At 51.4% G+C, this 23,073-nt stretch carries 16 protein-coding genes and 1 pseudogene; 12 read left to right on the top strand and 5 right to left on the bottom strand.

Going from position 1 to position 23,073, the window contains the following annotated elements; genetic code table 11:
- Positions 1–61: 61 nt before the first annotated feature.
- Positions 62–1,714 carry an ABC transporter permease gene (locus G451_RS0117980; RefSeq protein ID WP_027185338.1) on the bottom strand — a complete coding sequence of 551 codons (1,653 nt, stop codon included), beginning with the start codon at positions 1,712–1,714 and terminating at the stop codon, positions 62–64.
- A gap of 222 nt (positions 1,715–1,936) precedes the next feature.
- Between G451_RS0117980 and G451_RS0117975 the strand changes: the two genes are divergently transcribed.
- Positions 1,937–2,980 (top strand): extracellular solute-binding protein, encoded by a 1,044-nt coding sequence (locus G451_RS0117975; protein WP_034642761.1) that lies wholly within the window; start codon positions 1,937–1,939, stop codon positions 2,978–2,980.
- A 261-nt stretch (positions 2,981–3,241) separates the two neighbouring features.
- Positions 3,242–3,412: pseudogene (locus G451_RS33745) on the top strand (helix-turn-helix domain-containing protein); the annotation flags it as partial.
- A gap of 52 nt (positions 3,413–3,464) precedes the next feature.
- On the opposite strand, the gene G451_RS0117965 reads toward G451_RS33745, so the two are convergent.
- Together G451_RS0117965 and G451_RS30230 are read right to left on the bottom strand one after the other, a co-directional pair.
- On the bottom strand, positions 3,465–4,868 hold the full coding sequence (locus G451_RS0117965) for a sigma-54-dependent transcriptional regulator (RefSeq protein ID WP_027185336.1): 1,404 nt from the start codon (positions 4,866–4,868) through the stop codon (positions 3,465–3,467).
- 14 nt (positions 4,869–4,882) lie between these two features.
- Entirely contained in the window at positions 4,883–6,484 is a 1,602-nt protein-coding gene (locus G451_RS30230) for a hybrid sensor histidine kinase/response regulator (RefSeq protein ID WP_051261648.1), read from the bottom strand.
- Positions 6,485–6,915: 431 nt separating this feature from the next.
- Between G451_RS30230 and G451_RS30225 the strand changes: the two genes are divergently transcribed.
- The 8 genes from G451_RS30225 to G451_RS33740 all read left to right on the top strand — a co-directional run bounded on the left by G451_RS30225 (position 6,916) and on the right by G451_RS33740 (position 17,917).
- Positions 6,916–8,940 (top strand): CoB--CoM heterodisulfide reductase iron-sulfur subunit A family protein, encoded by a 2,025-nt coding sequence (locus G451_RS30225; RefSeq protein WP_051261647.1) that lies wholly within the window; start codon positions 6,916–6,918, stop codon positions 8,938–8,940.
- A 24-nt stretch (positions 8,941–8,964) separates the two neighbouring features.
- Entirely contained in the window at positions 8,965–9,387 is a 423-nt protein-coding gene (locus G451_RS0117950; RefSeq protein ID WP_027185335.1) for a hydrogenase iron-sulfur subunit, read from the top strand.
- A 20-nt stretch (positions 9,388–9,407) separates the two neighbouring features.
- Positions 9,408–10,562 carry a 4Fe-4S binding protein gene (locus G451_RS0117945; RefSeq protein ID WP_027185334.1) on the top strand — a complete coding sequence of 385 codons (1,155 nt, stop codon included), beginning with the start codon at positions 9,408–9,410 and terminating at the stop codon, positions 10,560–10,562.
- A gap of 31 nt (positions 10,563–10,593) precedes the next feature.
- Positions 10,594–14,088 (top strand): 4Fe-4S binding protein, encoded by a 3,495-nt coding sequence (locus G451_RS0117940; RefSeq protein WP_027185333.1) that lies wholly within the window; start codon positions 10,594–10,596, stop codon positions 14,086–14,088.
- Positions 14,085–14,621, top strand: a complete 537-nt coding sequence (locus G451_RS0117935; protein ID WP_027185332.1) for a 4Fe-4S dicluster domain-containing protein — start codon at positions 14,085–14,087, stop codon at positions 14,619–14,621. Before G451_RS0117940 ends, G451_RS0117935 begins: the two co-directional genes overlap by 4 nt.
- Positions 14,618–15,517: a CoB--CoM heterodisulfide reductase iron-sulfur subunit B family protein gene (locus G451_RS0117930; protein ID WP_027185331.1), complete on the top strand. Its 900-nt coding sequence runs from the start codon at positions 14,618–14,620 to the stop codon at positions 15,515–15,517. The genes G451_RS0117935 and G451_RS0117930 overlap by 4 nt, the downstream gene beginning before the upstream one ends.
- A gap of 64 nt (positions 15,518–15,581) precedes the next feature.
- Positions 15,582–16,511, top strand: coding sequence for a universal stress protein (locus G451_RS0117925; protein ID WP_027185330.1), 930 nt, complete (start codon positions 15,582–15,584; stop codon positions 16,509–16,511).
- A gap of 77 nt (positions 16,512–16,588) precedes the next feature.
- Complete coding sequence (locus G451_RS33740) at positions 16,589–17,917, top strand: (Fe-S)-binding protein (RefSeq protein WP_084448639.1); 1,329 nt, start codon at positions 16,589–16,591, stop codon at positions 17,915–17,917.
- A gap of 449 nt (positions 17,918–18,366) precedes the next feature.
- Here the strand turns inward: G451_RS33740 and G451_RS0117910 are convergent, their stop codons facing one another.
- Positions 18,367–19,104, bottom strand: a complete 738-nt coding sequence (locus G451_RS0117910) for an ABC transporter permease (RefSeq protein WP_027185327.1) — start codon at positions 19,102–19,104, stop codon at positions 18,367–18,369.
- Positions 19,101–20,081, bottom strand: coding sequence for an ABC transporter ATP-binding protein (locus G451_RS0117905; protein WP_027185326.1), 981 nt, complete (start codon positions 20,079–20,081; stop codon positions 19,101–19,103). The genes G451_RS0117910 and G451_RS0117905 overlap by 4 nt, the downstream gene beginning before the upstream one ends.
- Before the next feature lie 1,437 nt (positions 20,082–21,518).
- Between G451_RS0117905 and G451_RS0117900 the strand changes: the two genes are divergently transcribed.
- The gene (locus G451_RS0117900; protein WP_027185325.1) at positions 21,519–22,586 is read left to right on the top strand and encodes a helix-turn-helix domain-containing protein; all 1,068 of its coding nucleotides are present in this window, start codon (positions 21,519–21,521) and stop codon (positions 22,584–22,586) included.
- Positions 22,567–23,043 (top strand): PIN domain-containing protein, encoded by a 477-nt coding sequence (locus G451_RS0117895; protein WP_027185324.1) that lies wholly within the window; start codon positions 22,567–22,569, stop codon positions 23,041–23,043. Before G451_RS0117900 ends, G451_RS0117895 begins: the two co-directional genes overlap by 20 nt.
- Positions 23,044–23,073 lie beyond the last annotated feature (30 nt).

The raw sequence follows: 23,073 nt of genomic DNA, 5'->3' as shown, positions 1-23,073 counted from the left end.
AGCAGCAGGCCTAAAATGATGCGAGGAATGAGTGAATCTCCCAAGTTCTCTCCTTTGGCGTTTATTGCCTTCTTCTTGCCTGTCCGTAGAACTGGATGCGGCGTAGTGCTGTCAGTGTACAAAAACCCATGAATCCCGATATTGTTGCTATCAGTAGACTCAATCCGGAGACGGTTTCGCTGCTGCCGTAATGCAGGTAGTTGTAAATGCGCATGGTCAGGGTGGCCTTGCCCGGAGGGGCAACGAGGAGCGTCGCCCCCAATTCCCCGAGGGACAAGGCGAACACCAGTCCTCCTGCCGCCAGCATAAGCGGCAGGGCCAGGGGCAGACGAATGCGCCACAGCGTCTGCCAACCGTCGCGTTGAAACACGCGGGCCGCTTGCAGTAATTTCGTCGCGGCTTGTTCGTCGTGTGCTAGAAAAATCAAGGTAGCCAAGGGCGCGTAGCGTGTCATTGATGCCAAGACGGGCATGAGTGAGCTGTCGTATATAGGATGCAACCAGGCTGAATTCCAGATGGCGATGAGTCCCACTCCCGCAAGGGGCGCGGGCGTTGCCAGACACAGCAACAACAGAGTCCAGGACAGTATGCCCGCCAGTCCACCGAACAGGTGTTTTCCGCGCATCATGCCCGCGACGGACCAGGCCAGTGGCAGTGAGAAAAGCGCTGCAAGCAGCGATGTCCTGAAGGAGAACATAATTTCACGTTCGGCCAGCAACACGCTGGAGCTGAAGGCGGACCACGAACCCGTAGCTGCCGTAAGCTCGAACGCGGGCACCAGTAGCTGCAGCACTCCCGCTCCTATGGCGAAACAGAGCAGGGCGTTGAACCAAAATGGCCAGACCGGTCTTGTGGACCAAACATTTTCCCTGGGCGCCGGGATGGAGTGCAAACGCCGCAAAGCCCGCCACCCGGCGAGCAGTGCTACGGCGGTTACCCCCAGCAGCGGCATGGCGGCCAGAAAAGCCTGCCCTGCGTCGGCCCTGGTGCTATACACTGCGAAGATATGCATGGCGTAGACCGGGACCTGGAACAGCGACGGCACGCCGTAGTCTTCCACGCTCAGCAGAAACAACAACGTCCCCGTCGCGAGAAGAATGGGAGCCGCCGTGGGCAGCACCACTGTGGCAAACACCGCTAGATCGCTACGCAGAGGACGCGCCGCGCTCACGAGACGGGCATCGACAAGTTCCAAACCGAGCATGCAGCCTCCCGTCGCAAGGGGTACAAGTGTCATGGTCTGCACCAACCAAGCCACGGTCCATCCCTGCTCCGGTAGCCCGGGCAGCCCCCACTGTGCCAACATTAGGTTGCAGCGATGCATAAAAGCGTTCCAGGCAAGAGCGTGTACATACGAGGGAACTGCGAGCAGGGCCAGGAGGACCCAGCGCAACTTGCCGGGCCAGTGCGCCCGAGCCCGCCATGTAGCCGCCGTAAGCAGCAGGCCGAGCAGCAGGGCACTCAGTGCCGTTGCCGCGGCTAAGAGCACACTGTCCGACAAGACTTTCCGGAGCGGGTTGCTCAAGAGGAAAATTGTGGCGAGCGTTTTCTCCGGGGATTGCAGCAACGCTTTAAACACAGCGCCTGACGCGATAAGAGTGGGGCCGGCCATGAATACGGCGGCCATTGTAAGGACGCTGGCAACAAACGCGTGACGCAGCAGAGATGTTTTGCGAAAAACATCAGTAAAAGCATTGCGCGGACCAGAAGACATATCCGCCCCTCTCACTGAAACGAGCTGAACTCTTTGTGTTTGTGGTGACGTCAGTCGAATTTGACACCTTATATTTTATACTCTAGTTTTTTATCATGAGCAATGATTTTCGTTTTTTTGTGGGGATGTTTCTTTGTTGCGTCGTGGCAATTTGTAGAGGATGTATGCGATACAGGTGTTCGAAGCGTCCCGGTTTGCGATATTCAAGAGGAGGTGAAATGTATGAAGGCGCTATACTGCAAGAATTCTCTTCCAATACTGCAAACCATCTTTTTCATACTGCTCGGAGTTGCTTGTCTTTTTGTCGTACGCGCGCGAGCGGAAAAACAACAGGTTGTGGTCTACACATCCGTGGATCAGGTCTATGCCGAGCCGGTTCTTCGAAAGTTCGAGCGGGAGAGCGGCATCGAAGTGTTACCGATCTATGACGTGGAAGCGGCCAAAACCACGGGCTTGGTCATGCGCCTCATTGCGGAGAAAGGCAGGCCACGTGCGGATGTTTTTTGGAGCGGGGAGTTCTCCCATACTTTGCTGCTTCAGGAAAAGGGGGTGCTGCAGCCCTACGCATCTCCCCTGGCGCGTGACATTCCGGCGCAATTTCGTGACCCGCAAGGTTTTTGGACTGGCTTCGCCGGCAGGGCCAGGGTGCTCATCGTCAACACGGACTTGGTCTCTGAAGACAATTTCCCCGATTCAGTGGATGATCTGCTTTCCCCAAACTATCCTGGGGAGATGCTCGGCATGGCCTACCCCATATTCGGCACGTCAGCGACGCATGCCGCGGCGCTTTACGCCCTGCATGGTCCGCAACAGGCTCGCCAATGGTTTGAAGATGTGCGTGGGCGCGGTGTGCGCATGGTGGATGGCAACTCCGTGATCCGCGACCTTGTCGTTCAGGGGCGATTGCAGTGGGGAATCACGGACACTGACGACGCCTGCGTCGCCATGAAAAAAGGTGCCTCTGTCAAAGTGGTGTTTCCGGATCAGGATGATACGGGAACTCTGGTGATTACGAACACTGTAGCCTTGATCAAAGGCGCGCCGCACCCGGAGCAGGGCAGAAAGCTGATCGACTACCTGGTGAGCCCCGAGACGGAAGCTGAGTTGGTGCGTCTCGGCTGGAGCCACATTCCATTACGAGAGATTGCGCAACCGTCTGAATGCTACGGACATCTCGACGTAAAGCCCATGCACGTTGATTACCGAAAGGTGTTTGAGAACCTTGAATCGGCAAAGGAAGATCTGGCCAGGATGTTCATCCGCTGACGAAAGTGAGTTTTCAGATTAACGTTGGGCAGCGGAGTGCTTTTTGAAAAAACAAATTCTCTCATAAAGATCTTCGATTTCACGGAGTTGTTTCGAACACAATGAAGAATGTCGTATGCGTACTGGAAAAATAGCCGGAGGGCGGTTTTTCTGTAGTCGTCACGACTTAATCTGACAATTTCTCTTGAAAATGAAGAGGTTCTCCCTTTTGATGGATTGGTCCCAACCATCAAACTGAGCACATACTCAAAGGAGAACCTCATGTTCAGTTTCGACCAGAACATCATAAAAAACAAGATAGGCCTTCTCAATTTGGCAGAAGAGTTTGGAAACGTTTCCAGAGCGTGCAAGCTAATGTGATTTTCTCGCGATACCTTCTATCGTTACCAATCAGCTAAAGAAGAAGGAGGTATTGATTTGCTAATAAACAAAGAAGGGCAAAAGTGACCAGCTCCTGGGGGAGAGTGGTATTGTTCGTCGTCAATCATAGCTTAATATCGTATTCTTTGAATAGAGCGTAGAGTCGCGGTTTCGATAGACCAGAGAGTTCACAGGCTCGATCCATCTTTCTTCCACTCACGAGGACTAATTCTCGAAGGTAGTGGGCTTCGGATTGTTGAAGCAAGTCATGACGGAAGTCTTTGAGGGGTGGAAAATGTTTTGCGTCAAGCTTAAGCATCCCATGATTTTGTTTGGGCAAATTCTGATTACTTAAAGAATTGCGAGCGATTTGGACCCGTATATTCACGGGCAGATGTCGATGGTAGAGGCATGGCTCGTCCCGAGCGGCCAGCACGGCGCTTTCCAACGCGTGAAAGAGTTCACGTACATTCCCTGGCCAATTGTATTCGAGCAGGGCATCCTGAAATTCCGGTGAAAAGCCTTTGCGCGGAGTCTCTCGTCCTGCGCAATACTCATTCATGAAGTGGTCGCATAAGTCTTTGATGTCTTCGGGGCGATCGCGTAGCGGCGGTAGTTCCAGACAGATGGTGCGCAGACGGAAGAGTAGATCGGTTCGAAAAGCAAAGATTCCGGCCATATGTTCCAGATCACGATTGGTGGCCGCTATGAGCCTGAAATTACTATGAAGTTCCTTCGCTCCACCCACCGGTCGAAATCGATGATCCTGAAGAACCCGGAGAAAGGCTTTCTGTACCATTATGGGAAGTTCCCCCACCTCATCGAGAAAAAGCGTTCCGCCATCGGCCTGATGAATAAGTCCTTCATATTTGCGATCTGCGCTGGTGAAAGAGCCTTTTTCGTGGCCAAAGAGCACGCTTTCAGCCAGAGTGGCGGGTAACGCTGCACAGTCCACAACCACGAAAGGTTTGGCAGTTCGTTCGCTATTGGCGTGGATGGCTCTGGCAAACAACTCCTTGCCTGTACCCGTTTCTCCGGTGATCAAAACGTTGGCATCGCTGCCGGCGGCTTGGACAGCGATCTCCAGACAAGCCAGCATGGCCAGGCCATTTCCTATGATACATTCGCGCTTAAAGGTGGCATGGGGGCGCCGGACCATCTTGCGAGCATGGTATTCCACGGCTCGCTGTACCGGAATCTTGATTTTTTCCAGAGTCGGAGGTTTAGGAATGTAGCTCCAGGCACCTTGACGGATGGCCGTTTCTGCATCGTCAGGATTATTGGACGTTGTCAGGACGATGACCTCGGGATTGCTCGCTGACTGAATTATCTGAGGCATGGCATTCAAGCCGTTTCCTTGAGGAAACCAGATGTCTAAGATAGCAACACTGAAGTCACCGGCCTGCGCTTTGGCTATTCCTTCATCAAGTGTCGTCGCTATATCGGCGTTATGGCCCATGTCCTGTATAGCCATTTTGAGCGCATTGCACAGGGGAAGTTCGTCGTCAATGATGAGTATACTGGCCATGGCAAACTATCTGCTCAATGCTCTTTTGAGGCAAGCCCCATTTTGATGGTTTGAGCGAGTTGTTCCAAATGAAAGGGCTCCGCCAAGAAGGCCCGAGCCCCAAGAGCTTCGAGTCTTTGCGTGGACATGATCTCCTGATTTCGGGAAAAGAAAACAATCGGCCATGTAGGACGACGTTCTAGCAAGCTCGCTGTCAATCCTTCTATGCTTATCTCCGGCAAAGTCATGTTAATGAGCCCCAAGTCAATTTCTGTGGGATCGGAGTCGAAAATATATAAAGCCTCTTTCCCGTGAAGGCAGGCGGTTACTTGGTATCCCAAGCATTCAAGAGCCAGCCTGATGCTGTCGATGACGCACGGATCGTAGTCTACAAGCAAAATACGTTCGTTTTCACCCTGTTCCAGATGTGCACATCGCTGTTCGATCTGAGCGACCGGATTGTCGAGTCTCGGTAGGAGAACATCGAAGGTTGCTCCATGTCCAGAAGAACTGTTTGCCACAATGGCCCCGCCGAGTCGGGTGACGATGTTATTCGCCACTGCCAACCCTAGGCCGGTTCCCTGACTGTTGGAACGGGTGGTAAAAAAAGGATCGAAGATCTTATTTATGATTTTCACTGGAATACCGTGCCCGGTGTCGCTTACCGTCAGATGGAGATATTTTCCTGGCTTGACTGGAAATGAATTTTGATTCCTAACTGATTCAATGCTGAGAGCATCCAACCTTATTGTCAGCGTTCCGCCGGTCTTGCGCATGGCCTGAATTGCGTTGGTGCACAGGTTCATGATGACCTGATGAATATGGGCCGGTTCAGCCAGCACATAGCCATCCTTAACAGCTAAATCGAGAACACAATGAATGGACACGGGCAGGCTTGGACGCAAGAGCTTGAGGCACTCTTTGACAATATGGTGGACACGAAAAACAATAGGCGTTTCGGAGGCATTTTTACGGCCAAGTTGCAGGAGTTGATCGACCAACTTCTGAGCGCGATGCGCGGCGTTCAGTATTTGCTCAAAAAACTCGTAAGATGGATTGCCTTCGCTATGTTGCGAGATTCCGAGTTGGGAATAGAGAATAATAGGCCCAAGAATATTATTGAAATCATGGGCAATACCTCCTGCCAACGTAGCGAGAGCCTCCATCTTTTGGGCTTGTATAAGCTGCCGTTCCAAATTTTCCACTTCGGTCACATCACGCCAGATTCCTACATACCCCCGGATGACTCCGCCTTTTCCCCGGATAACAGAAATGGTCTTTTCGCATCGGAAACTTTGACCATCCTTGCGAATGTTTTCCATGCGACCTGTCCAACTTTCTTCCTGTCCAAGAATATCGAAGATCTGTCTGAAAGTTTCATTATCTCCACAGTCGCGGTAAAGTATCTGAAGTGGCCGTCCTTTGACTTCATTGCTCGAATACCCTGTCATTTCTTCAAATGTCTGGTTCACATAGCGAATGGTCAAATTCATATCGATAATCAAAAATGCCTCACCAGCCTGCTCTATGGCGGTGGTTAGACACAGAAGATCTTCATCGCGTTGGCGCCTGGGGACTTCGGTCGTCGGTGTCTCCTGGAATTGATGATTTTCTTGTAAGAGCGTCTGTTCGGACATGATGAAACTCCCAGCGATTTATCTCATTCACGTTAACAATAGACTAGAAACGTGTTGTAAACAATATTATTTTTTATTTTTCATCTGTTGTCGCGCAATCATATGAGATGTTGAAGAGCTAACTTTGTTGTTTCTTGCGGTCAGGAGACAGAATCATTCTGTTTTTGGGATGAAACCAAATATAAGCAACTTAAAAGAGAAAAGCATTTCTTGATCCATGAGATGATTCTTGCTGAGCAAGAATCATCTCATGGATCTTTTTTAGTATATAATCAATTAGTCAATTGGAATTCCATTCAAAATTATAGAGTCGTTATCTGGTACAAATTTTGATTAACGTATTGTGCAATGATGCAAGAAACATTGGGTCACCTACTGGGAGGTTTGTCTTCCTGAAGGGAGGCTTCCCCATATATACTTGGGAGGGGCATATGGCCAATAGGATAGGAGTGTATGTTTGCCACTGCGGCACGAATATCGCGGGCAAAATCGATGTGGCCAAGGTCGCAGCTTTTGCCTCGGGACTCAAAAACGTCGCTATTGGCCGGGACTATAAGTTTATGTGTTCCGATCCCGGACAAGAGATGATTATTCGAGACATACGGGAAATGGGCCTCTCTCGTGTTATCGTGGCTTCCTGTTCTCCTCGTTTGCATGAAAAGACCTTCCAGAATGCGTGTCTACGGGCTGGCCTTAATCCTTTTTTGTTCCAAATGACCTGTATTCGGGAGCACTGTTCCTGGATTACTCGGGACCCCGATGAGGGGACGCATAAGGCCATGGCGCTGGTCGCCGCCGCCGTGGAGCGGGTAAACTATCACGTGGCTCTGTCTTCTCGTGAGGAACATGTGCATCCCGATGTTCTGGTGGTGGGAGCGGGTATCGCCGGTATTCAGGCTGCCTTGGACATTGCCAAAGCCGGGCACAAAGTTCATTTGGTGGAACGTGGGCCATCCATTGGCGGGCATATGGCGCAGTTCGACAAAACATTTCCCACTCTGGATTGCGCCGCCTGCATTTCCACACCCAAGATGGTCGCCGTATCTCAGGAATCGAACATCAACCTCCTGACTTATAGCGAAGTGTCGCAAGTTAAAGGCTTCGTCGGCAACTACTCGGTGACCATTCGACGCAAGCCCCGTTATATTGAAGAACATCTGTGTACGGGTTGCGGCCTATGCATGGAAAAATGCCCCAAAAAAGTGACGAGCGAGTTTGAAGAGCAGCTTGGCACGCGTCGAGCTATTTATCGCAATTCTCCCCAGAGCGTACCGAACAAGCCGGTCATTGATACGGAAAACTGTCTTTGGTTCACCAAGGGAAAGTGTGGAGCCTGTCAAAAGAATTGTCCCTCGGGAGCTGTAAATTTCGAGCAGAAAGAACAGGCCCTCACAGTGGATGTGGGGACGATCATTTTGGCCACAGGCTACGACACCTTCGACCCGACTCCTCTTAAGCAATACGGCTTTGGCCGCTATGACGAGGTGTATACCGGCCTGCAATTTGAGCGTCTCAACAACGCCATGGGGCCTAGGGGGGGCAAGATACTCATGAAAAACGGCCAACCGCCGGGCAGCGTGGGCATAGTGCACTGCGTCGGAAGCCGAGATGTAAACTATCATGAATATTGCTCTCGAGTCTGCTGCATGTATGCCCTCAAGTTCGGTCATCTTATCAAAGATAAGCTCGGCCACCAGACTCAGATTTTTAATTTTTATATCGATATGCGCTGCTTCGGCAAAGGCTACGAAGAGTTTTACCACCGAGTTCAGGACGAGGGCGTGACCTTTGTCAGAGGACGTCCCGGAGAAATTACGGATAAAGCCGAGATTCCCGAGGAAGAAGGCAAACTTGTAGTGGTTGTGGAAGATACCTTGCTCGGACGCATTCTACGAGTGCCTGTAGACATGGTTGTGCTGTGTTCAGCCATAGAATCGCGCAAGGATGCGGCCGAAGTTGCCAGAATTTTTGGTATAAGCCAAAGCATGGACCATTTTTACTTGGAGGAACATCCCAAACTTGGACCGGTATCAACAGCCACAGACGGCATTTTTTTGGCCGGAACTTGCCAAGGGCCCAAAGACATTCCAGATACCGTATCCCACGCATCGGGAGCGGCAGCCCAAGCTCTGTCTCTCGCCGCTCGCGGCAAGGTGACTATTTCCCCCGTGGTGGCGAGCATCAATCCGGATATTTGTGTCGGATGCAAGTCATGCATGAATCTCTGTGCCTATTCCGCTATCGAATACGATCAGCGGCTTGGGGTATGCGTTATTAACGAGGCAATGTGCAAGGGGTGTGGCAGCTGTGCCGGGCACTGCCCGAGCGGGGCCGCTCAGATCAAGCATTTCAAGGAAAAACAATTATTCGGGGAACTGGAGGGGCTCTTGGGAAATATCAACGAGCCAACAAAACGCACACCTGCCTCCCCGACTTTTTTAAGCGTTATGGAATAATGCAATACCGCCCAGGAGGAAGTCATGGATGATTTCGAACCGACTATCGTGGCCTTTGTCTGTAACTGGTGCAGCTACACAGCGGCGGATTTGGCAGGGACTTCCCGGTTGATTCAGTCTCCCAACGTTCGCTTGGTCCGCATGATGTGTACCGGCATGGTTGATCCCAAATACGTCATCAAATCTCTCTTAAGCGGCGCTGACGCCGTACTCATCAGTGGCTGTCACCCTGGGGATTGTCATTACATCAACGGCAACTATAAAGCCCGGCGCCGGGTTAAACTGCTTCAGACCATCCTGACCCGATTCGGCGTTGATGAGCGCAGGCTCAAGCTGACCTGGATAGGGGCAAGCGAAGGCAATGTATTCGCCGAGACCGTGAATGAACTTGCCGCGGAAATTAAGGAACTCGGACCGAATCAGGCCCGAACAATGATGGCCGTCTAACGGCCCGCTTGGGGGAAGACATGGCCACGACCACCAAACTCGCTGTACAGGATAATAATCCGATTTCTGCGATACGCGAATTTTTGAAAACGATACTCGCGGACGAGTCTGTGAGCGCGATATTTACACCTGTAGCTCAACGTGGAAGCGGTGCAGTCATGCCCGCTCTGGTCACCGATCCGACGGTATTGGATCAAGCTGATCCTTTGGCCCCGGCATTTCCATTAAATGCCGCACGACTGATATCGCGATTGACCCGGGGTGAATCTTCACGACAGGACGGACTGATCGTCGCCGTTCTCAGACCATGTGAAATTCGGGCCTTCATCGAATTGGTCAAGCTCAACCAAGGGAACCTGGATAGCCTGATTCTCATTGGAGCCGACTGCTATGGAGCATATACCAATATTGACTATCCAATTTTCGCCCACAACAAGACCGGGGACGATGCCACTTTGGAATTTTTGCATTCCCTCGGCGCTGGAAGTGATTCTGCAAAAGAGGTCGGATTGGCCAAAGCTTGTCAGGCCTGTGAACATCCTTCCCCGAAAGAGGCGGACCTGGCTATCGAACTCGTGGGGGCCGACATCTTCTCGTCCATCCCGGTAGCCGCTAAGACAGCACGAGGGGAGGGGCTGTTGAATCGTCTGGGTATGGTAGACACCGGGGAAACTTCGGCACGTCAACAGGCTCTTGAGGAATTGATTGCCCGGCGGATCGCTTATCGGGATGTTTTATTCGCAGAGACCGCCGAAGCCACTTCCGATCTGCACAAACTCAACGGCTATCTCAGTGATTGTATCAACTGTTACAATTGTCGCGTCGCCTGCCCGGTCTGCTACTGTCGGGAATGTGTCTTCGTTACCGATGTCTTCGAGCATCAGCCCTGGCAGTATCTGAGTTGGGCCAGAGACAGCGGAGCCATCAAGATGCCTACGGACACGATATTCTACCACCTCACCCGATTGGCCCATATGAGCACGGCTTGCGTGGGGTGTGGCCAGTGCTCCAACGCCTGTCCCAATGATGTACCTGTCATGCAACTTTTCAGGATGGTTGCCGCTGAGACACAAGAGGTTTTTGGGTACGAACCAGGCCGTAGCGTAGGAGATGCCCCTCCGCTCACGGTATTTCACGAGAAAGAATTTCCCGAATTGACTGGTGGTGTAGATTGATTCGTGGGGAAGTGTCGAAACGGAGGTTGTCATGAAAAAGAACTACGGAGCCCTGGTGGTCGGAGCCGGTATCGGCGGTATCCGGGCGGCCCTGGATCTGGCCGAGACGGGCCATGCCGTGGTCCTCATCGACAAACGGCCGAGCATAGGCGGCATTTTGACCCAGCTCGATCAGCAATTCCCAACTGATCATTGTGGAATGTGCAAAATGCTCCCTCTGACCGAGCGAGATTCTTCATCTCAGTTTTGCATGCGCAAGGGGCTCTTCCACAAGAATATCGATATAATGCTTTCCACGGAGCTTGTGAGTCTGGACGGCGATCCAGGTCGATTTCATGCTGTATTGCGGAAACGTTCCTCATTTGTAGATCCCCACAAGTGCATTGGCTGCGGCCGATGTGCTGAGGTGTGTCCGGTGCGCATACCCGACGAATTCAACGCCGGTCTGAGTCAACGTCCGGCTGTGCGTTTGCCCGTGCCTCATGCCATCCCCAATACCTATGCAGTCGACTTGGATAACTGCCAACGCTGCTGGCGTTGTTTTAAAGCCTGTCCGACCGGAGCCATCGATTTCAAGCTGGATGAACGCAAAGATTTTCCCATTCTGGTAGCCGATAGCGATCCGGAAACAGGGAAGAAACTCAGTGACTGGTTTGCCGACCTGAATTTCCCCATTCATGCTATGTCTACAGGAGAAAACGTCCTCGAAAAATTGGCGGCTGACGACCGTTACAAGCTTCTTTTATTGGATATGCACCTGCCGGATATGGATACAGAACGCGTCGTGCTGCGCAGTCTGGAAATACGTCCGGAACTGACCATCATACTTATGGTTAAAGACTCTGATCTGGAAATGGCACGCCAATTTTTGGGTAAGGGTGTTCGAGAGTTTTTGAGGAAACCACTTTCTCGCGGCCACACGGTTCCCTGGTTGGATAAACTCTACATGCGTATCGTTTCCGATACCACGTTGGCTTTGGATGTGGTTGCTGTGATCCTGGCCGGTGGCTTCGACTGTTATAATCCTGGACGTAACCCTTCTGGTGTCGCCGATGTCTTGGCTTACGGAAGCCATCCTGGGGTGGTGACCGCTTTGGAATTCGAACGCGATCTCAGTGGCACCGGCCCAGGGCGCGGAAAACTCATCCGGTCGGATACAGGGAAGCCTGTTCGTAAAATTGCTTGGCTGCAATGCGTAGGCTCCCGAGACACGAAGCTGAACGCGAATTACTGCTCATCTATCTGCTGCATGTTCTCCATTAAGGAAGCATTGCTCGCCAAACGGGTGACTGGAGGAGAGGCTGACACGGCCATTTTCTACATGGATATGCGTACATTCGGCAAAACACATCAGCGGTATCGGGATATGGCTGAACGTGAAGGGGGGATTCGGTTCATCCACGCCCGTGTTCACTCTGTGATCCCCGACCCAGAGGATGATGGTCAAAGTCTGCGTGTTGAGTATCTCAATGAAGCTGGAGAGCTTATCAGCGAATCTTTCGACATGTTTGTTTTGGCTACTGGTGTCCGGTCTCCGGAAGGTATTGAGCAATTAGCTAAAGCCACAGGCGTGGAACTCAATCCCTGGGGTTTCGTCCACACCCCTGCCTTATCGCCGGCCAGAACCAGCAAACTGGGTGTAATGGCCGCCGGGTCCATGGCTATTCCCAGCGATATCGCTCAATCGGTGATTTTGTCCGGGGCGGCAGCTATGGAAGCTTCGCGACTTATTTCTCTGTATGCCCCTCTTCGGGAAAGGAAAGCCGAAGCTGAACCCGTATACAGGGACGTGAGCCGGGAAACTCCACGTATTCTCGTCGCTCTGTGTTTCTCCTGTCCGATAATGGGCAAACGTTTCGGCCAGCAGGAGAGCGAATGGTTGGACAAACACCTGTCTAAACTTCAAGCCGTGTGCCAGGTCGTCCGCATTGAACGAGCCTGTACCCAACAGGGGTGGGGAGAAATCGAAGGATTGGTTAAGGAAAAAAATCCTAACCGGATACTCATCGGGGCCTGTATGCCCTATGCTTACGTGTCGAAGCTGCGCCAGTTAGGTCAGGCCACCGGACTTCCACCTGCGCTTATGGATGTCGTGGATATTTGTAGCCCCATCATGGGTAAACAGGTGGACACACACGATGAGGAAACGCTGAATGATCTCTTTTCCCGACTGAATATGGCCTCAGTCAAACTGCTTCGAGCCGATCCCTCGCCGTTGCCTCCAGCCCTGCCGGTCTCTCCTCAGGCTTTGGTCATCGGCGGAGGCTTAGCTGGAATGACAGCTGCATTAGCTATTGCGGACCATGGCTATGATGTGTGTTTGCTCGAAGAGAGCGAGAGCCTGGGTGGTGTGGCTATGAAGTTGTTTTATACTCTGGAAGGCCACGATCCGATCAAGTTCATGAGCGAACTGATTGAGCAAGTCGAGAAACATCCACACATCCGTGTTGTCAAAAATGGTCGATTGGCCCTTACACGCGGCCGGGCTGGTCACTTCCGGAGCGTTCTGACTACAGACGGTAATGTGATCAACTTGGATCATGGGGTCATCATCCTCGCGACCGGCGGACATGAGTCCAAAGTCTATGAGTATGGCTTGCGTGTACACAAAGCCGTTCATACTCAGCTCGAATTGGAACACAAGCTGGCCACGGGGGTTTTGGATACGGCCGCTCTGAAGAGTGTGGTTATGATCCAATGTTGGCGTTCTCGAGAAGAATCCCGCAACTATTGCAGCAGAATTTGCTGCGCCGGGGCGCTGAAGAATATTCTTTTTCTCAAGAAGAAGCATCCAAAGCTGCCTATTTATGTCTTTTATCGCGACATCATGAGCTATGGCTTCTCGGAATCGTATTACACCCAGGCGCGCAAGGCCGGAGCGGTCTTTATCCGATACGATCTGAAGAAGAAGCCTCAAGTGCTGCTGCAAGACGGCAAGCTGACCATCTTGGCTCGAGACCCTATTTTGGACAGAGCCATCGAAATTCATCCTGATATCGTTGCGTTGTCCGGAGGCATCGAACCCAACGACGTAAGCGAACTGTCCGAAATGCTCGACGTACCGCTCGACCAAGACGGTTTTTTCCAGGAGGCCGAGATCAAATGGCGTCCTGTTGATTTACTCAAACAAGGGATTTTCACATGTGGCCTGGCGCGAGCACCTGGAACCATGGTGGAAACGATTGCCTCGGCCAAAGCGGCGGCACAACGTTCCTTAAGGATACTCAGCGAAAAACGTCTCGTCTGCGGCAACATTGTCGCCGAAGTGCGCCACAGTCTGTGTTCGCGCTGCGGCAAGTGTATTGACGTCTGTCCTTACGGTGCGAGGCGCTTAGACATGGATCAGGATCGCATTGTTGTGGATGAACTGCTCTGTCAGGGATGCGGTTCCTGTGCGGCCGTGTGTCCTAACGGCGCCAGTGTTCTCCGGGGCTTCAAGGATAGCCAGGTTCTGTCCGTGATTGACGCGGCGCTAGTGGAAACAACCCGTTCGTCCCACGTAAGCGCAAGGGAGGAAAGACAATGAACGCCTTGGTCAGGGAAACCCTGCAAAGCCTGCAGGAAACAATGCGAGGTTGCATTCAATGCGGTACCTGCACTGCCTCCTGTCCAAATGCCTTCGCTATGGACGTCAGCCCTCGTCGTATGTGGCGTTTGCTTCTTCTGGGTTTATTGGATGAGGTGTTAAGCAGTAGAACCTTTTGGTTCTGTTCAACGTGCTATACCTGCACTCTGCGTTGTCCACGAGGGCTTCCTTTGACGGAGACTATCGGAGCGCTCAAAAGGCTGGCGGGGCAAGAAACCTCTGTAGGTGTCGACCAGAACGCGGCTTTCTATCGGACTTTTTTGGATAATATTCACAGGTACGGCCGGATTCAGGAAACAGACCTTATGCTTCGCTATTTCATTGCCAAACGCGACGTGTTTCTTCCGTTGCAATACGTACCCTTGGGCATGAAACTGATGAGGAAGGGAAAGTTACACATGCCCTCAACGGAGCGTCGGGGAAAACTTGACTCCTTGTTCAACTCCGTCGCGCGATTGGAGGACAAAACATGAAATACGCCTACTATCCGGGTTGCTCCCTAACGGGTACCGCCAGTGAATACGACGTATCCACTCGGGCAATACTGGCCGCCCTTGATATCGAGCTTACGGAACTTTCTGACTGGACATGTTGCGGGGCAGCTGCGGTCGAGTCTGTGAGTCATCTGCTGGCCTATGCCTTGCCCGCTCGTAACGTGGCCTTGGCCGAAACACAACTTCCCGGACAAGACATCCTCGCGCCCTGTAGCGCCTGCTACCTCACCCATCTTCGAGTTGTGCGCGAGGCTGAAGCGGACAAGGGACTTAAGAATGCCCTCAAAGAAATCATGTCATCCGAAGGACTTGACTTTCAAGGAAAGGCTAACGTGCGCCATTTATTGGACGTGCTGGTCACGGACGTGGGTGAAGCCAAAATCCGCGAACGAGTTACCCATCCGCTGACCGGCCTTCAGGTCGCACCGTATTACGGATGTCAGGCCATTAGGCCCTATAGGGTCTTTGATGATCCAGAACGGCCGGAGGTAATGACCGGCCTCGTTCAGACTCTCGGAGCAGATGTCATTGATTGGGACATGGGGGGGCGATGTTGTGGGGCCTCGCTTATGACCACCAAAAAAAATGTGGCACTGCCCTCTGTGGCCCGCATTCTGCGCTCTGCCCGAGAGGCAGATGTTGTCGTGACGGTTTGCCCTATGTGCCAGATGAACCTGGAGGCGTACCAGAAAGAGGCTCTTCAGGAAGGAGAAAGAAAGGACACTATAAGTATTCTCTATCTGCCACAGCTTGTGGGATTGGCCTTTGGAATGAAGGAAGAGGAGGTCATGCTTGGAAAAAATATGGCCGTAAATGCGACATTGTTCACCAGGATCGAACAGCAAAAACCGACAGTGGCTCCTTCCCCGACCTGATGAACCTCCCTGAGATGTCGGAAAGTTAGCAAGTATATTCAACCTGAAAAGATGGAGGTGGCGTATGTTTAAGGATATCCTGTTGGCGATCACCCCGTCGGCAATGTGCGAATGCGCGGCGGACTCGGCTATAGCATTCGCACAGCGTTTCGAAGCCAACCTGTACATCGTGCATGTTTGCGGTATCGAACAAGGCTGGGGCGAAATTGAGTTTATGGCCAGTTCCGGAGCCACTGAAAAGCTGAAGGCCAATATCGAGAGCTATTATGCTGAAAAGCTGAAGGGCGTATCCTCGTACCAGATTTTCGTGGTTCCTGGAATGCCGCATACCGAAATTCTTCGGTTGGCGCGTAAGCTTGATACTGACCTGATTGTCATGGGACCGCATACCAAGGAATATGCCGAAAAGCGAGCTCTCATGTGGGGGATGGCAGGCAGTACGGTGGAAAAGGTGAGCCGACACGCCCGTTGCCCTGTTATCATTGTGACCAAGGAAACTCCTTACGGAGAACAGAAGTTCTCCAACATCCTGGTGGCCACCGACTTCTCAAAGCAATCCCGATGCGCGGTCAATTACGGTGGACAAATGGCAAGGCAGTACAATGCGGCCCTGACTGTGCTTAACGTCCTTGATGTTTCTGGAAAGGGACAGACCCTGGCGCAGGATGAAATTGTCCGAGAACTCGAGGATCGCAAGAAGGAGATGATTGACAAGTACGCCCAGGGGCTCGCTGGTATCAAGAGCTGCACGTACGAGTGCTGCGAAGGCTCGCCTGCTATTGAAATTCTTAAGATGGCCAGAGGGATTAAGGCGGATCTGGTAATTATGGCTCACCATTCCAAGGAAGTCGATCCTGAACAGGCATTGCTCGGCAGCACCGTGGCTCAGGTGTCCATGAACTCGCTGTGCCCGACTATGAGCGTCAACCACCATTTCGATATGCGGTGCGGCCTCATGTACGACCAGGGCGGGGCCGTGACAGCTACTGGCTAAGAAAATCCTCGTCTGATCAACGCAGAAGACCATATGCCGGCCCGTTGATTGAAAACGGGCCGGTCAAGGGGGGGCGTATGGATATACAACACAATAGTGTCGATTTGGGAGGCCGGGAGCCCTTTGTTCTTGATGATCGGGGAAAAAGCCAGTTCCGAGAAAAAATTTTGGAACTTATACCAGAAAGCGGGAATATCGACATGTGTTTGACCTGCGGTCTGTGCGCAGCGGGCTGTCCCGCCACGGGACTGGCTGGCATGGATCCGAGAAAATTCGTACGGTTGGCGGTATTGGGTCTGGATGACGAGATTGCGGCCAGCGACTGGCCTTGGATGTGTACCATGTGTCGTCGTTGCGTCTATGCCTGCCCTATGGAAGTAGATATTCCCCAGCTTGTCTATTTGGCCCGAGCATGCAGACCTCGAGACGAACGCCCCAAAGGTATCCGTGGATCCTGTGATGTCGCTTTGAGTACGCCGACAAATAGTGCCATGGGGACTTCATCCGAAGATTTTAAATTCGTGGTCACTGATATTTTGGAAGAGGTACGCGATGCACAACCCTATTGCGGAGACATGGAGATCAGCATGGACCGCAAAGGAGCACATTTTTTCCTCAACCAAAATTCACGGGAACCGGTCACCGAACCGGATGAAATGGTTCCTTTGTGGAAAATTCTTAAGATGGTCGGCGCTGATTGGACATATGCCTCTAAAGGATGGGCTGCCGAAAACTATTGCATGTTTTTGGCTGATGATGAAGGTTGGAAAGCAAACCTCAAAAACAAGATGGACACCGTTAAGGAGCTGAATTGCAAGGTCTGGCTCAACACGGAGTGAGGACACGAATTCTACGCGGTCCGGTTCGGACTGCAAAAATTTGGACTGAAGGTGGATTTCCAGCTAGACAGCATCATTCGGTACTATGCCCGCTGGATCAGAGAGGGAAAGCTTCCCGTGAGTTCCGACTGGAATAGGGAGCTAGGCGTAAAGTTTACGATTCAAGATCCTTGTCAGTTAGTCCGTAAGTCCTTGGGAGATCCGGTTGCTGAGGATTTGCGTTTCGTGGCGAAAGCCGTAGTAGGGGAAGAAAATCTTCTCGAAATGTGGCCTAACCGAAGCAATAACTATTGCTGTGGCGGTGGAGGCGGTTTTCTCCAATCGGGCTTTACGGAAGCGAGACGTGCTTACGGCAAACGCAAGTTTGACCAGATTATGGCCACCGGTGCAGCTTATTGCATTACGCCTTGCCACAACTGTCACTCGCAAATTCACGATTTATCCAAGTACTACGGAGGAGGCTTCCATTCTGTTCACTTGTGGACCCTCATTTGTCTCTCTCTGGGTATTTTAGGAGAAAATGAAAGAGGATATCTCGGAGACGATCTCGCCGAAATCGGTCTTTAACCCGTATACTGCATAATGCCCCGAGTCATAAGACCTGGGGCATTATGCAGTATACGGGTTAGGTCGACTTTTTCTTATCGATCATACCCGAGGTGTTGAATAACGATAAACGACCTTGGCGAGCTGGAGATATTTCTCCATGAGCTGATCGCACATTTGTGTTGAATTTATTCCAGAGTCACTGTGAAAACTCGGATTGGAGACAACTGGTTTTTAACTCGCTCAAGCACTCACAGCCAGCCAAGGAAGTTGGGTAAGTACTTGGTCGCAACGTCCCCTTCCCATGCGGAATTTTGTAGTCTTTCACGACCGAACTGTAGACATGAGCACCATCTGTGCACAAGAGGCTTCCATCGGAAAGCAGCGGCGGCAATATGACGCCAATGGTAGACTTGTCTACGCTTTCAAGCTTCCAGCAACATTTTGTCACTGGATTCTGTTGCGGACGATCAGGCAATCCACCGTCTTTTGATATTATAAAGGCTTGCCCAAAACAATCCGGCGCAGAACAAACAAAGAATAAACAAATCAACCGTGTAGGGGAAAATATGTTTGCCGTTCACAGCCCCATGCAGCACATCCACTCCATACGTCAGGGGCAATACATAGGATAACGGCTTCAACAGGATGGGAAGTTTCTCTATGGGGAAAAAAAGGCCGCACAGAAAGATCATGGGAAAACGAAAGAAGTTGGAAAACGTCTGTGCCTCAAAAACTTCGTTGACCGCCACTGCGATGAACAGCCCCAAGAACGTTGAAGCCACAGCGATAAGGAGAACAGACGACACAAACAGCATCCAGTCCACATGTGCCAAATCAGTTAGGAATATGGCCATGATTACTGGCACAAACGCGTTGGCCATACCGAAGAGAATGGCTCCGCTCGTCTTGGCGAACATGAGCAACTCGAAGGGGATGGGGGCAAGCAGCAGTCGTTCGAAGGATCGGTTCTTTTTTTCAAAGGTCACCGTCACCGCCAACATTGATGTGGTGCCGAACAGAATTGATACGGCGACAACTCCTGGCAACAATTGCGGCACGCTTTCCAAGCCTTTCCCTGACCGGATGAAGAACATGGCGGTCCACGCCAGCGGGAAGATAAGGCCCCAGCTGATATTCGGCGGCTTCAGGTAATATGTCCGCATATCTTTGACCAGTATGTTCCAGTAGCTGATGAGCTTTTTCATGACCTGCCACCCTTCAATTCCTTCTCGTTGCGCAGCTCATTGGTTTCGAGTCCGGTAATTTGCACGAACACATCTTCGAGAGATTGTCTTTTTCTCCGGGCTTCCATCACTGTAAAGTGTTGCTCCTCAAGGATGCGGACAAGTGGCCCGACATTCACGGGACTATCCGCTTCAACTCGAATTGAGTGAAGGTCGGACAGTGAAAAGTCGATTTCCGGAAACGCGTTGGCAAGAACCTCCGGCAAGTTTTCGGGCAAGACCTCATTACAAGCGATCTGAAGTATATGTCGCGACTGGAGCGGCTGAATAAGATGCTGCGCTGAATCGATACACTTGATGCCCCCTGCGACTATAAATGCTATACGATCACACAGGCGCTCGGCTTCCTCGATGTAGTGGGTGGTCAGGAAAATTGTGGTTCCTCCATGGTGAAGCGTGGACACGAGTTGCCGGACCTGTCTGGCACTGGCCACGTCGATACCGGTGGTGGGCTCGTCGAGAAAAAGAACATCCGGATGATGGATGATTCCTGCGGCTATGGTCAGCTTACGCTTCATCCCTTTGGAATACCCGGCGAATTTACGCTTCGCCGCCTTTTCCAAACCGAAATCCTTTAGGAGCTTGCTGGCCCGGTTTTGGCGTTCCTCCTTTCGTATTCCATACAGTGCTGCACAGAAACATAAATTTTCGAATCCGGTGAGTTCCGGATAGAGGTTGCTTTCATCCGGAACTACGCCAATCAGGTGCTGTGCGGCCCGAGGGTTCCGTGTGCAATCTATTCCGCATATCCGAATTGAACCGGAGTCGGCTCTCGCCAGCCCGGTAAGCAGGTTGATAGTGGTTGTCTTTCCGGCCCCGTTGGGACCGAGAAACCCGAACAATTCTCCCTTGTGAATACTGAACGAGATGCCGTCTACCGCCTGCACCTCTCCGAAACATTTGGTTATGTTTTTGACTTCTACAGCTTCACTTTCCATTATCTGATCCTTGTAATCTTTATAGCTATGCTAAGAAAATATCCCCGATGCTTTTAAACAGAGTTATTTCAGCGGGTAAAGATGTTTCTCGGTGGAGAGATGTTCACACCCGGTTCACCGATAGGTTCACCGCAAAAGAAAAGGCCCGGTTATCTTGAAGGATAACCGGGCCAATGTATTGGAAATTTTTTGGTGGGCTGGAGGGATTTGAACCCACGGCCTCTTGAATTTATGAGGTCAGGAGTTCAATCCTCGTCAGTTTCACCCCGAATATATTTCAGGGCACGGTTTGTTGAAACGCTGACCGGCCCCCTGAAAAATTCGGTGGTGGAGCAGCCGGTTAATCATGGTGGAGGATGCAGTGTTGACTGAGCTGGGAAAAGTCTGTGAGAATTGGTGAATGAGGGGGGGCAGGCGCTTGATTGTGGGTCAAGGGAAGAGAAGAACGGTTGCTTCTGAATGAGTAGGGTGACGGAGAGGCATCATTTTGTGAACACTCATGTGAACAGCGAACAGAAGATTTTTCCAGAGAAAACAGGGGTTCCTGAGGGCTTTTGTGAACACCACAGTGAATACCGTTCCACCGAGCGTTCCACGTGAGTTGCCAAGCAAGTTGCCAAAATCGTTTGGCAACCGAGCGTGTCACGCACCACCTCAAGGCACCAGTGAAAAATGAAGTGGTGCCTAAGTTGAAAAGTACATTGCTTATGGCGTGGAAAGAAAAAAAGGATCCTTCCCATGCGTCAAAATATACGGGGGCGATTGAGCCTCAGGTTCACGCTAGAGAATCAAGTTTGAGAATAGTTCACTTTTCACAAATCGACTGTCTCGATATCCCTATGAACACTTATCTTTGCTCGTTTGGGTGAAAATGCAGCCGTATAAAAAATACACGCATGGCTTTACAAAATACGAGGACTTGGCCTTGGTTACCAGCAAGTTACCACTCTTGTTGCCAAGTAAGTTGCCAAAATCGTTTGGCAACCGACCGTGTCACGCACCACTTTAGGTACCACTGAACCTCCCCCGCCAGGCCTAAAGGCCGGGGGGGCAGGTACAAAGCTTTCGCATGTCTGTGAGCGTCACTTTTCGGTGAACCTTCGGTGAACCTGGATTCCCCAGATTCCTATGCTTTTCCAGCAAGAGTGTTCACTCGTGCCGAAATAAGTTGAAGAAAATCAACGCTTCGTAGTCGTTATCCAGGTATGGCATTTAAGTGGTTTCTCCAAAGAATTCCTGGCTATTACAGTGTATTAAGAGGTGCTATCATAGGCCTCTTGAACTTTGGTCAAGAGGGGTAGCAGCTATTTGGGACTTCCATCTCCAATGGGCACCTCCCACGCTATCATTTTTTGCACAAAAAGTAGTGCCTCATTTTATCTTTTAGTTTACAAAATGAGAAGAGAGACTACATTTGTAAACAAGGAGAATGAAGCCATGATCGGTGAACGATTGCATCGCGCACGAAAGGCCGCCGACCTGTCCCTGCGGAGTTTGGCCGAGGAGGTGGGTGTTAGCCATACGTGGATCAACAAGTTTGAGAAGGATCAAGCCATGCCTGATTCGACAACCCTGCTGAAGCTGGGCAAGGTGCTTGGCGTTCGGTCCGAGTATTTTTTCCGGCCTGAAAAGATTACGTTGTCGCAAGTTGATTATCGGAAGCAGAGTAGTCTTCCGAAAAAACGTTTGCAGGCGATTACACACGAAATTCTGGATCAAATTGAACGGCGCATGGAACTTGAGGGCTTGTTCCCCCAAACGCCTGTGGAAACCTTCACTCTTCCAGAAGGTCTGCCCGCCAAGATTCAGAGTTATGATCAGGTTGAGGTTGTTGCCAACCATGTCCGGCATCAATGGGACCTCGGGATGAATCCGATCCCGGTTCTAATTGATCTGCTGGAAATGAAAGGCATCCGCGTCTTTTGCATTGATGCCCGAGAAGACGCCAAGTTTGATGGCCTGCTGGCCTATGCGGCAGAATCTCCTGTTGTCGTTGTTGGGAAATATTGGCCTGGAGATCGCCAGCGTTTTACCCTGGCTCACGAGTTGGGACACCTTGTTCTCGCTAACCGTTTGAGTGACGAACTTGACAGTGAAAAGGCTTGTCATCGTTTTGCGGGGGCCTTTCTGTTTCCCGATTATTCGGTCAAAGCCTATTTAGGCCAGAAGCGCTCTTCTCTTGAATTTCGCGAGGTGCTGTCGCTCAAGCATGAATTTGGGCTCAGCATGGCCGCGATCATACGCCGGGCGCTTGATCTGGGAATCATCAAGGAAGGGTACTACAAGCACCTCAACATCCAGTTCGGAGAGAAGGGGTGGCGCAAATGTGAGCCTGGGGAGCCGGTTAATTCCGAGACGGGCAAGGTTTTCTGCAACCTTGTTTTCCACGCCCTTGCGGAAGAGTACATCGGGGACTCCAAGGCTGCTGAACTTCTCAGCCTTCCTTTGGACAAATTCCGTCGCTACCGTAGCATGGAAGAGATAGATGCTGCTCCTTGTCAGTGATGCGAATATCTTGATTGACATGGAGGAAGGCGGGCTGCTTGTCTCCATGTTCAGTCTCAAATGCCAATTCATTATTCCCAACATCCTTTTCGTTGAGGAGCTTTCCGAATTCCATGCGTATTTTCTGGACTATGGGCTGGAGCAAAGAGCATTGAGTGCAGAGTCCATGCTTGTCGCAATGGAAATGATGCAGTCCTACAGACACCCCAGCCGGAATGACCTCTTTGCACTGGCATTGGCCAAACAGGAAAATTGTTCACTTCTCACAGGGGATAAGCACCTGGAAATGGAGGCTGAAGAGGAAGGTGTGAGTGTCCACTGCAGGATATGGCTTGTAGAAGAGATGGTGAAGAGCGAAAAGATCACGATAAGTATCGCTAAGGCTGCGTACGAGAAGATGGAACAATCGGGACGCAGGTTGCCTTGGAAAAAGGCCATAGAACGGTTGGAAGACTGAAGCCGTGATCTGACTGTTCCCCCCACAACA

Source organism: Desulfovibrio inopinatus DSM 10711 (genome assembly GCF_000429305.1).
Lineage (GTDB): Bacteria > Desulfobacterota > Desulfovibrionia > Desulfovibrionales > Desulfovibrionaceae > Alteridesulfovibrio > Alteridesulfovibrio inopinatus.
Note: the sequence above shows the minus strand (reverse complement) of the source record. Positions and strands in the feature narration are given on the sequence as shown.